The 10,087-nt window shown below is 57.6% G+C and carries 11 protein-coding genes; 6 read left to right on the top strand and 5 right to left on the bottom strand.

The window, feature by feature from the left end; genetic code table 11:
• Positions 1-154 precede the first annotated feature (154 nt).
• The gene (locus ACVWZU_RS13755) at positions 155-1,966 is read right to left on the bottom strand and encodes an N-acetylmuramoyl-L-alanine amidase (protein WP_457445466.1); all 1,812 of its coding nucleotides are present in this window, start codon (positions 1,964-1,966) and stop codon (positions 155-157) included.
• A 198-nt stretch (positions 1,967-2,164) separates the two neighbouring features.
• Here ACVWZU_RS13755 and ACVWZU_RS13750 point away from each other — a divergent pair, with 198 nt between their 5' ends.
• The 3 genes from ACVWZU_RS13750 (at position 2,165) to ACVWZU_RS13740 (ending at position 4,668) form a co-directional block, all read left to right on the top strand.
• Complete coding sequence (locus ACVWZU_RS13750) at positions 2,165-3,043, top strand: hypothetical protein (protein WP_457445464.1); 879 nt, start codon at positions 2,165-2,167, stop codon at positions 3,041-3,043.
• A 602-nt stretch (positions 3,044-3,645) separates the two neighbouring features.
• The gene (gene cbiT / locus ACVWZU_RS13745; protein WP_414332185.1) at positions 3,646-4,251 is read left to right on the top strand and encodes a precorrin-6Y C5,15-methyltransferase subunit CbiT; all 606 of its coding nucleotides are present in this window, start codon (positions 3,646-3,648) and stop codon (positions 4,249-4,251) included.
• A 198-nt stretch (positions 4,252-4,449) separates the two neighbouring features.
• On the top strand, positions 4,450-4,668 hold the full coding sequence (locus tag ACVWZU_RS13740) for a hypothetical protein (protein WP_414332184.1): 219 nt from the start codon (positions 4,450-4,452) through the stop codon (positions 4,666-4,668).
• Positions 4,669-4,960: 292 nt separating this feature from the next.
• Here ACVWZU_RS13740 and ubiE read toward each other — a convergent pair whose 3' ends face one another.
• From ubiE to ACVWZU_RS13720, 4 genes are all read right to left on the bottom strand, one after another.
• Positions 4,961-5,728: a bifunctional demethylmenaquinone methyltransferase/2-methoxy-6-polyprenyl-1,4-benzoquinol methylase UbiE gene (ubiE, locus tag ACVWZU_RS13735; protein WP_457445462.1), complete on the bottom strand. Its 768-nt coding sequence runs from the start codon at positions 5,726-5,728 to the stop codon at positions 4,961-4,963.
• 105 nt (positions 5,729-5,833) lie between these two features.
• A complete protein-coding gene (locus ACVWZU_RS13730; RefSeq protein ID WP_457445468.1) occupies positions 5,834-7,027 on the bottom strand; it encodes an RNA-guided endonuclease InsQ/TnpB family protein in 1,194 nt (397 codons plus the stop codon).
• Positions 7,028-7,130: 103 nt separating this feature from the next.
• A complete protein-coding gene (locus ACVWZU_RS13725) occupies positions 7,131-7,934 on the bottom strand; it encodes a hypothetical protein (protein ID WP_457445460.1) in 804 nt (267 codons plus the stop codon).
• Positions 7,935-7,992: 58 nt separating this feature from the next.
• Entirely contained in the window at positions 7,993-8,271 is a 279-nt protein-coding gene (locus tag ACVWZU_RS13720; RefSeq protein ID WP_457445458.1) for a hypothetical protein, read from the bottom strand.
• Between the two features lie 75 nt (positions 8,272-8,346).
• Between ACVWZU_RS13720 and cobU the strand changes: the two genes are divergently transcribed.
• Genes cobU through ACVWZU_RS13705 form a run of 3 tightly spaced genes read left to right on the top strand, consistent with a single transcriptional unit; the run spans position 8,347 to position 9,960 of the window.
• Entirely contained in the window at positions 8,347-8,904 is a 558-nt protein-coding gene (gene cobU / locus ACVWZU_RS13715; RefSeq protein ID WP_457445456.1) for a bifunctional adenosylcobinamide kinase/adenosylcobinamide-phosphate guanylyltransferase, read from the top strand.
• Positions 8,905-8,941: 37 nt separating this feature from the next.
• A complete protein-coding gene (locus ACVWZU_RS13710; protein ID WP_457445455.1) occupies positions 8,942-9,421 on the top strand; it encodes a CRR6 family NdhI maturation factor in 480 nt (159 codons plus the stop codon).
• Complete coding sequence (locus tag ACVWZU_RS13705; protein WP_457445453.1) at positions 9,418-9,960, top strand: hypothetical protein; 543 nt, start codon at positions 9,418-9,420, stop codon at positions 9,958-9,960. Before ACVWZU_RS13710 ends, ACVWZU_RS13705 begins: the two co-directional genes overlap by 4 nt.
• The last annotated feature ends 127 nt before the right edge of the window (positions 9,961-10,087 follow it).

Below are 10,087 nucleotides of genomic sequence, written 5' to 3'. Positions count from 1 at the left end.
GCCTAGAGGTCCGGGCTTGTTTTGTTCTCTGGTAGAGCAGAGCAGGCTCAGGGCTACTGAAAGCCCGCTCCGTACCGCTTAGCGGTCGGAGCCGGATAGTTTACTTAAGGATCAATTGAGAGATCCGATAGACATGAACAAGCTCAGCCAACGGCTAGCGACTGCGCAAGAAAGTCTCAATGCCATCGGCAATGGCCCGCGCCAAAATAGCCTGATATTCGGCAGTAGCCAATTTTCGCCCTTCGGTTGGGTTGGTTACGTATCCCAACTCCAGCAGCACGGAGGGCATACCCACAGGTGTTTCCCGCACCACAAAAAAGCGGGCTCGTCTCACCCCCCGGTCAGCAGCACCGGTGGCCCTGACCAAGCTGCGGTGCAAGATGGCGGCCAGCTCGGCGCTATCGGGTCGCAGGTAATAGGTCTCGATGCCGTGAATGCCGGAGCGATCCAGGGCGTTGGCATGAATGCTCACCAGCAGGGCAGCGTTGGCCTGAACGGCCATATCCACCCGCGGTTGCAGCAGCACTTCCCGGTCATCGGTGCGGGTCATCACCACCCCGTACCCCCGCTCCTGCAGCAGTCGTTGCACCTGGTGGGCAACGGAGAGCACGATGTCCTTCTCCTGGATCCCATCCACCCCGATGGCACCGGGATCCCGTCCCCCGTGGCCGGGGTCGATGGCAATGACCGTCCGGTTCAGAGATTGGGGGGTGGAAGGGGAGGCAGGGCCGGGCGTCTGCGGCTGAGGTATTGGTGGAGGAGCATTCAGAGGTCGCAGCTCCAAGGTAATGCGGCGGGATCCCTGGCCGGGGTTGGGCTCGAAGACATCGAACTCCTCGGCGGGCTGCACCAGAATGCTGACCGTGCGGGCATCTTCCTGGACAAAGCGGATCCGCTCCACCGGCCCTCCAACCGGCAAGCCGGGATCCGGCATAGACTGGGGCAGGCGAGCGGGCGCCACGTTGATGCGGTAGCCACCACTCTCGGGATCCCAGCCGGCCCGGTAGAACATGAATCCATCGGCGCTGATGATCAACCGGTTGCCCTGGAGCTGAACCGATTGCAACGTGGCCAGCGGCCCACTGCTGTTGACAGAGCTGACCTCGGGCAAAAGGCTGGCCTGGGCAGCACCGCCGGCAGGCTGGATCCAGATCCCACCCCGCTGTGGGTCGTAGCGGGCTTCCCAGTCGCCACCGGAGGAATCCACATCCAGCACTACCCGAGCAATGGTGGGCTCAAATTGCCCGATCCGTAGCCGCGCAACCCCCAGACGGTTGATGACATAAGCTCGCTGGGTGAGGGCAGGGCTGAGGGTGGTGTTGAGAAAATCCACCACTACCCGATCCGGATCGAGGATGCGCCGCACCGTAGTGGAGGGGCTGCCTTGGGTACGGATAAAAAAGCCTTCTGCTTGCGGGGATACCTCTAAAATTTGATGGCCGGAGCGAGGAGATGGGGTGGGTGCCGGGCGTCGGGGAGGCAGTGTCGGCAAAGGCGGGGACGGCGGGAAGGGATCCCTGGAACCTCCCAATAAGCCGGCAGATGAAGGGGGAGAAGAAGAGAGAGATCCGGCCTGGGTGAATTGAACAGCCCAGCGGGAGGGGCCGGCAGTGAGCAGTTGCAGTTGGTTGAGGCTGAGAGGCTGATCCGGCTGCAGATACAGCACAAAGCGGGTAATGGTATCCGTAAGCTGGCTAATCTGCAGAGAGGTGACACGGCCCGCAAAAGTCTGGGTTTGGGGCTCCTGTCCAAAGCGGGTGTTGGGAAAATCCAGCACAACCCGAGGCGGATTCTGCAGCACGAACAGAAAAGGCCGCACCTCGCCCTGGGTGTTAACTTCCAGCCGCCCCTGCTGGGGGTCGTAGTACCAACGCTCAATGCGCGATAAACCTGGGGCTGTAATCGCCTGAGCCTGGACAGATTCCGGGGGAAACAGCCCTGCCCCCGCCAAGCTCAACAGCAGCATCGCCCCCCATATCTGCCTTGACCCCGGCTTGCCAAATTCGGGCATGACCTTCCATCCACTCCCCACACCTGCAACTATACCAACCTGCTTTCGGAGCAGCCTGAGAAGGAGCGCAATTCCGCTCTTGCTTGCGGGGCCAGAGGATAATGGGCATATCTTCTCCATCCCACTGCTTGTTCTCCGACGAGGTATCTTGGGATGCCCAGGCCACCGGATCCCCTAGCCCTGGCCCGAGCTGGACACGCCCAGTCAATTGTGCAGGTTGTGCGGACAGAACTGCTGCGGCGTCGCTGGTGTGTCCGGGTAGACTTTGCCGACGAGACCCTGCACGTCCACCTGCTGGGATCCCTGTACCAGCCTGCGCTCTCCCCCCAAGTTGCCGCTGCCCAACTGTTTCTGATCTTGAAGCAACTGCGGATCCCACGGCTGGAGCAAGTGGAAATTTGCGCTTTCCGCGGCTCACGTTTGCTCTGGCGGCAGAGCCTAAAGCTGGGATCCCGGCAGCGTTGGGATCGGTTTTCCTTCGATAACTGGGCAGTCAACGCTTGGGCTTACCCGGCTGCGTTTGCGGTGGCCCTGATGGTGAACAACATAAGCTTGTTGCAGTTGTTGCATTTGCCTCTTCACATTTGGATCCACGAATTTGGCCATGCCACCGTCGCCTGGTGGAGCGGGTATCGGGCTTTGCCTCTGCCCATCGGCTGGACAAGCGTTAGCTCGCAGAGGGATCCCTTTGTGTATTTTGGAATCCTCTTTTTACTGATTCTACTCTTCTGGTCAGCCCGCAAGGAGCGGATTGGGTGGCTGCAGGTGCTGGCCATCTTTCTTGCTCTATTGCAGTTTTACATGACCTGGCTGATGCCCAATCGCACCTGGGAGATGTTGTTTGTCTTTAGCGGCGTTGGAGGAGAATTTTATCTCAGCACCTTTCTGATGGCCAGCTTTTATTTTCCCTTGCCAGATCGCTGGCGATGGGATTTTTGGCGATTTGTCGTGCTGGGGATCGCGGCCAGCAGCCTGTGGAGAAGCTTTTGGGAATGGCACAGCATCAGACTGGGATTGGCCGAGGTTCCCTGAGGAACTTTGTTGGGCGGCCAAGGAGATGCCAGGGGGGATATGAACCGCCTAAACTACGACTTTGGCTGGAGCACCGATCAAATTATCCAAACCTACACTTTTTTAGGGAACCTGTGTGTTTTCGTCGTATTAAGCCTATATGTTCTATTCCTGTTGCGGGCAAATGATGAGATTTGGCTGTATCTGCGAGCAAAGCTTATTCTTTGGATGGATGGTTTGATAGGCTCCAGTTCAAGGAAACGTTCTTAAGATCCTCTTGTACTGAACATTGCCCCAACTACAACTTTTTCCGGCAGCGCCAGCTACATCCAGTGCAAAACTAGCTCTCGGGTAACAGGGATCCCGCTTATCTCCAGAACTTCCCTAGTGTCCAACTCGATTCCTCAAGGGGGCAGGATCATTTTGGTTTTGGACTGCAGCTTTGCCGGTTGGGAATTGCTCCAACCACTCCGTTGAGCTCAGAGGGCGTTTGTGGTGCCCATCTGGGCAATGATTGGGCGGGAGAAGTGGCACCCCTATCAGGTTGGAGATGGCCTGTTGAGCATTCGCTCTATGCTGAGGGATATGTATAGACAAACTTCCTCTGCAACGGTACTTTACCCATGTCAGCCGCCTTCTCTTGGCCCTACCGCACCCCAGGGATCCCAGACTCTGCCTTTGAACGCATCCCAGGGATCCCAATGAGCCCTCGTGAGGTGCGCGTGTTGGTGCTAAGCCAGTTGCGCCTGGGAGAGAACCACTGCCTGTGGGATATCGGCGCCGGAACCGGCACAATTGCCATTGAAGCGGCTGTTCTATGCCCCAAAGCTCGCGTGATTGCTATCGAGCGAGATGCCGAGGTAGTCAGCCTAATCGAGAGCAATTGCGAGAAATTTGGCCTCACCAACGTGCAGGTGATTCAAGGTACTGCCCCCGATTGTCTGCAACACCTTTCTCCGGCACCGGATCGCATCTGCATTGAGGGAGGCCACCCCCTACGCGAGATCTTGGAAGCCTGCTGGAGCCATCTCAGCCCCAACGGGCGGGTCGTGGCGACGACCAACTCTTTGGATGGGCTCTACGGCCTTTCTGCCGGCCTGGCCGCTGTGCGGGCTCATCATGTGGAGGTGATTCAATCGGCGGTGAACCGCCTGGAACACCGCGGTCGGACTCAAATGCTGCTGGCATTGGATCCCACCTTTGTTTTAAGCGGAGAAAAAATGAGTTAAGTTTTATATGACCTGTTTACATTTTTTGGTAGATCTTTTCCCAAGGTGATGAATAAAAGCAGATTGGTCTGTCTCGAATGTCTTAAACTGGCAAAAAAGATTGGGCCACCACAAACCTTAAGCTATACTGATGTTTCTCGATCCCAAACTCAAATCTGCTTTTATACCAGATTAAGAGAGCTGGGAAACCCAAAAGCTATGGTTCAATTCCAAAACCCCTTTCAGGAATCACGGGAAGTCAGGCTGCGGCAACTGTTGATTCGAGAGCGCTGGCCAGAAATGCTGAAAGGCTGCCGGGCTTGCATCCATTGGGACGACTTCAAGCGACCGGAATGCTGCGGTGACTGCGGCATTGGCGATCGCCGTAGGCAAGCGGTAACCGAAGAAAGCCCACCCAGCAAGTCCCCAGGAATTTAGGGTTTCCCAAGCTTTCCAGAGGGGGATCCCAGCTCCTGTGGTGGTTTGTAGTAATTTTTACCTAGGGAGTTTTACCCAAAAATTGGGTCCCAAGCCCAGTCTTCACATCTGTCTGCAGCCAGAGCAAACCAGCAAGGTGGGGAGGCAACGAGCGCCTCTCGCAGGATCGTTATGTCGTTGCTCCCTAGCCTCTCATCGCGCCAGCGGGACGGAGTCCTTTCGCGCCAGCGGGACGGAGTCCTTAAACGAGACCCTGTCGATCTAGGCCCCTGGATCCCGCTCTGGGCAAGGGTTATAATCGGGGGGAGTCGCTTCCCTTCGGGGAAGTGGAATTAATGGAAACAATACGAAACTTCTCAATCACCAGTACCCCCATCATGCCCCACGCTAGGGGGTAGAACTTGGCACTGGCAAACCCTGCCTGCAGGGCCATTTGTCGTTGCTCTTCTCCAGAGGGAAAGCGATCTAGGCTGGGATCAATGTAGGCATATTCGGATCCCAGTCCCAAAGTTTTGGCCTGGGCAACCACCTGAGTGTTCAAGTACCAGCGCTGAAATTGTTCGCAAAGAGGGATCCCTGTGGGGCGGTGAAAATCCAAAATGGCGGCACGACGTCCTGGCTTCAGTACTCGCCTAATCTCTCGCAAGGCTTGGGGAATATCGGTTACATTGCGCAAGCCGTAGCCCATGGTAATGGCATCGAAGCTACTGTCGGGAAAAGGTAAGGCCAAGGCATCTCCCAAAACCCACTCCAGGGAGTAGCCAGGGAAGAGCCGGGAGCGACGCCGGGCAATCGCCAGCATGGCGGGAGAGAAATCTAGGCCCACCACATGTCCCCTTCGTCCTACTCGGCGGGCCAACTGCAGAGCCAGATCACCGGTTCCACAGCACAGATCCAGCACATATCCTCCTGAGCTGGCGCCCGACCAACGCACGGCCATACGCTTCCAAACCTGATGGAGGCCCAGGCTCAAGGTTTGGTTGAGGGAGTCATAGTGGGGAGCAATGCGGTCAAAAAGCGCTCGGATTTCCTCAGGCTGTTCAAAGGTTGGGCTAGGCACCTCTTCTCAACTCCACCTCATGTTCCCCGTACAAACTTTGTTGCTCCTGTTGCTCCGCAACGCTACGTGACCGGATCTGTGGTGTAAACTACCCGGCTCCGACCGCTAAGCGGTACGGAGCGGGCTTTCAGTAGCCCTGGGCCTGCTCTGCTCTACCAGAGAACAAAACAAGCCCGGACCTCCAGGCTGGTTTACGGCAGCCCCCAAGAGCGCAATTACGTTTGCACCATTCAAGTCCGCATCTCCTTCCCATCCACAGTGCCCACACTTGAACGACTTACCACTGCGATAGGATTGCGCAGGGTCGGGATGGATGTGCAAACACCGGTGGCAGGTCTGCGACGTGTAAGCAGGCGGCACAAGAATCAGAGAAACCCCTGCAACCCTCGCCTTGTATTCCAGAAATTGACGTAGTTGGTAGAACGCCCAACTGTTGGCCCTGCGCCTTTCGGTTTTGCTGCGTGGCTGTTGATTGACCCTTTCCCGGATCCCTGTCAGGTCTTCCAGAGCAATAGCACTGTTTGTGGCTTTTGCCCTGGAGACAATAGCTTTGGAGATGCGATGATTGACCCACACTTGAAAGCGTCTCTCCTTGCCAGACAGCCGTTGCAGCAGTTGACGGCATCTGCGCCGCGAACTGCGTGTGCCCTTGCTGGCTTTGCGTTGGAGTACCGCCCTCAACCGGGAGTAGTGGTCTCGGACTCTGCTCAACTGCTGTCCATTCCAGTTGTTCCCCTCTGACGTATGGGCAATATCTGTCCTTCCAAAGTCCACCCCGATCACCTTGTCGGTATCTTGTTGCTTGGGTGGTTTTTTCTCTACGCAAATCTGGATGTAGTAGGAGCCATCTTTGCGCTTGACCAGGGTGGCAGCTTTGGGGTTGGAACCAGCCAGCATCCCACGCTGGTAGTTGCCAATGGCCAGTTCAAAGCGTTCTCTCCCTTCCACCGTGGTCAGCGACACCGTCCAGTCTTTTTGACGGAACGAAAAGATGCGAGCGTCGTAGGTAACAAAGCCGCTCTTAAACTCCTTGACGGGACGCTTTTTCTGCTTAGCCACTTTGCGGGAACCCGCTACCCGTCTGCACACCTGTTGAGCCAAGTTACTGGACAAGCCAAACCGGGCTCGAATCTCGTAGTAGCAAAGGGATTGCAGCTTGACCGCGTTGACGATCTTCTCCGGCGTGTTCTGGTTGACCCAGTTCAATGCCTGTACAAAGGCATCCATCGTCGCGTCCAATTTGGCGGCTTGCGACGGGGACACCTTGAGCTTGCAGGATATGGTCAGGACTTGGCTCATAAGTTCATTGTACTTCATCAAAGCGCATTCCTCCCGGCAGTGACCCTACGGGTACAGTGCGGGGCTCCTGCGATTTCTAGCTGAAGCTAAAGGAAGAGGGGTGTTACGGCGGCACTGGGATCCCACTGGCTCCCACTCGGTGGCGGCGGCTGGGGTAATCAGCCAAACTCAGGGACAGGGATCGGGATCCGGCTAGGCTCGAGGCTGGGATGCGGATGGTTCCCTGGAAGACTTGGCTATTGGGGGGCAGCTCCCCCGGCAAACCCTGGGTGAGCGCGTTGATTGACCGTCCATTGTCGTCAGTAATGTTCAGGAAGCTATAGAGAAAGCGCACCGTCTCTGCCGAGTTGTTTTGCATAGCTACATTCAGAACCACTTGGCTTCCCTCGCGACGAACCGAAAGCACCTGCATAGAGACCTGTCCACTGGCGGCAATTGGTAGGGGGGGCGGAGGTGGTGTGGGCGCCGGCGGGGCAGGAACTCCGTCCTGCTGACGCGGACGGGGAGGTGGAGGAGATGGAGTGGCGGGGCGAGGAGTTGGCGATGGGGCTGCCGCCAATTCAGGAGACAATCTGGGGGTGGGTGTTGGAGTGGGAGTTGCGACCGGCGTGGGTGCTGGGGTAAAGAGGGGGGTGGGAGTTGGGGACGGACGAAGGCTGGCTTCGGCTGCTGCAATTACCTCAGCCTCGTTCAGCAAAGGCACAGTGCGGGGATCCCGAACTTCGCGGGAAGGAGAAGCCCGACCGGCGCCGGTGACGGGAGAAGAAACCCCCGATAGAGCTCGCTGGCCAAATAGGTAGCCCAAGCAAGCGCTCAACACCGTTGTGAAGAGAAATGCGCTCGTCCAAAACAGCACCCCCGAGAATGTGGAGGTGAACTCCTGAGATAGTCTGGCCGGTCTGCGCAAAGGCTGTTAACTCCTGCTGCTGGTTCGCTTACCCGATCATACGAAAGTGACGGAGAAGCTAGGGGTTCTCGACCGGGGCAGAGTTTTTGCGCTGTCGCTCATGGGCCTGTAGCGGGGCGCTGTCTAAGTTGGGCAGCCGCTCCCCCAGCCACCAACCCGGATCTTCCCAGCTCAGGGATCCCAGCCATTTCCCGGCCCGATCTGCCAAGACCAAGCCCAACAAAACGGGAGCAGTGGTGATCCCCAGCGCTAGGCTGAGCCAGAGCGGTTGAGCAGATCGAAAAGAGGCCGAAGCAGCCTTTTGTTCAGGCGGAGATATTGGCTTGGGATCTGTCATGGTCGGGCTTTTGAGCCTGAAGTTCAAGTGCGCTGTTGTTAGGTTAATCTCAAGCGTCAGTGGATTTCCAGCGTAATGTCGATTGTGCTGATCTGCGGCCCTGTGCGCTCTGGCAAAAGCCGGCTGGCAGAGGGTTTGGCTGCGGCTTCGGGCTTGCCGGTTGTCTACCTGGCTACCGGGCCAAAACCCGATCCTGAGACTGACCCAGAGTGGGCAGAGCGCGTTCAACAGCACCGGCAACGACGACCTTCCGGTTGGCAAACTTGGGAAACCGGGAGGGACTTGGGGGCAGAACTGCAAAAGTTACCCCAGCCCTGCTGTGCGCTGGTGGATTCGCTGGGGGGATGGGTGGCGCAGGGCCTAGACTGTCCCTCTTCAGAATGGGATCCCTTGGTGCAATCCTTCCTGGCAGCCTTGCAAAGCTGTAGGGGGGAGATCCTCCTGGTGTCTGAAGAAGTGGGCTGGGGGGTGGTGCCCGCCTATCCTATGGGGCGGCGCTTTCGGGATCGGATGGGAGAACTCACCCAAAGGCTGGCTCCTCTGGCCGACCAAGTGTTTTTGGTAACGGCAGGTTTTGCCCTGGATCTCACCCGTCTAGGGATCCCGGTGGCAGGCAAGATGGAACAGAGCTGAGATAAGCTGCATTTGCAAGCCAGATAGCCGTGTCGCTGTGCCGATTACCTTCTACCTTCCCGCCAAGGCCATTCAAACTCTGGATCTCGCCCCCGGCCATGAGCTGGTGAAAACCCTGATGGCCGATCCCGTGCGTGCTGCCCAGCAGGTGCAATGCGCCATCGATTGGCCGCGCAGCCCTGAGGATCCGCGGGAGCTGTCCGAGATCCCGGAGGTGCGCCTGTGGTTTATTCGTTGGGATACAGTCTACCCCTGGATGCCCTACTTTCTCAATTGGCGCCAAGGAGAACTGGCCCGTTACGCGGCTATGATGGTGCCCCACCAATTCAACCCTCGGGAGGGTATTGTTTACAACCCAGAAGCGTTGGAGATCTTTGTCTATCAGAAGATCTTTGTGTTGATGCGGTGGTTTAAGCAGCAGAACCTGGGATCCGTCTCCATGCTGCGGGATATGGCTTTGGTGTTTGGCTTCGAGATCCAGCCGGAGTTTCTCGCCCTGTGGGAGGCAGAGCCATGAAGGTGATGGTGGCCGACACCTGGCCAGGGATCCCGGGAGCTACGGCAGTGGCCGACGCTTGGCAGCAGGTGGTTCAACGCCCTTGGGGCCGGCTCAGTGTGGATCCCACCCCTTCGGAAGCTCAGCTCAAGGCTCTCTGGCAACAGATCTCCGAGTGGGCAGGAGAGAGAGATCCCCTACTGGTTTTGCCGGGCAGCGTTGCCGATCCCATAGGGCCAGGCCAAACTTGGGCGGATCTGGCCCATGCGTGGGGGTTGAGCTTGCTGCTGACGCTGCAGCGGGAGACCGCTCTGAGCCAAGCTGCTGCTTTTGCCGCCCTGTTACGCCAAGCCAGGGCCCGTGGTTTGGGATGGGTGCTGGTTGGATCCCTGACCGAAACTAGGGATCCCCAAGCCTTGGAAAAGCTGGATGCAACTTTGATCCCGCGCCTGGAAGCCCAAGTAGGAATGCCGGTGTTGGGGAGAATGGCTCTTGATGGGCAGATCCTTTGGGATCCAGATGCCCTGCTGCTCTGCAATGCTGCCCAACCAAGGAACTGAGCGCCACCCACTGATCCCTGCGGCTCGAACCGTTCCTGATACATTCACGCTGAACTCTCCTGAACATGGTTCAGGAAAGAAGCGATCGCATCCTGCCTATCTCTGAGCAGGAAGGCGGTATCCCGCA

Source organism: Thermostichus sp. MS-CIW-26 (genome assembly GCF_054059115.1).
Note: the sequence above shows the minus strand (reverse complement) of the source record. Positions and strands in the feature narration are given on the sequence as shown.

Excerpts from the sequence above, each read along its gene's own strand:
- cbiT (WP_414332185.1), top strand. The coding sequence starts at position 3,646 with ATGTCAGCCGCCTTCTCTTGGCCCTACCGCACCCCAGGGATCCCAGAC.
- ACVWZU_RS13740 (WP_414332184.1), top strand. The coding sequence starts at position 4,450 with ATGGTTCAATTCCAAAACCCCTTTCAGGAATCACGGGAAGTCAGGCTG.
- cobU (WP_457445456.1), top strand. The coding sequence starts at position 8,347 with ATGTCGATTGTGCTGATCTGCGGCCCTGTGCGCTCTGGCAAAAGCCGG.
- ACVWZU_RS13730 (WP_457445468.1), bottom strand. The coding sequence starts at position 7,027 with ATGAGCCAAGTCCTGACCATATCCTGCAAGCTCAAGGTGTCCCCGTCG.
- ACVWZU_RS13750 (WP_457445464.1), top strand. The coding sequence starts at position 2,165 with ATGCCCAGGCCACCGGATCCCCTAGCCCTGGCCCGAGCTGGACACGCC.
- ACVWZU_RS13720 (WP_457445458.1), bottom strand. The coding sequence starts at position 8,271 with ATGACAGATCCCAAGCCAATATCTCCGCCTGAACAAAAGGCTGCTTCG.
- ACVWZU_RS13705 (WP_457445453.1), top strand. The coding sequence starts at position 9,418 with ATGAAGGTGATGGTGGCCGACACCTGGCCAGGGATCCCGGGAGCTACG.
- ACVWZU_RS13755 (WP_457445466.1), bottom strand. The coding sequence starts at position 1,966 with ATGCTGCTGTTGAGCTTGGCGGGGGCAGGGCTGTTTCCCCCGGAATCT.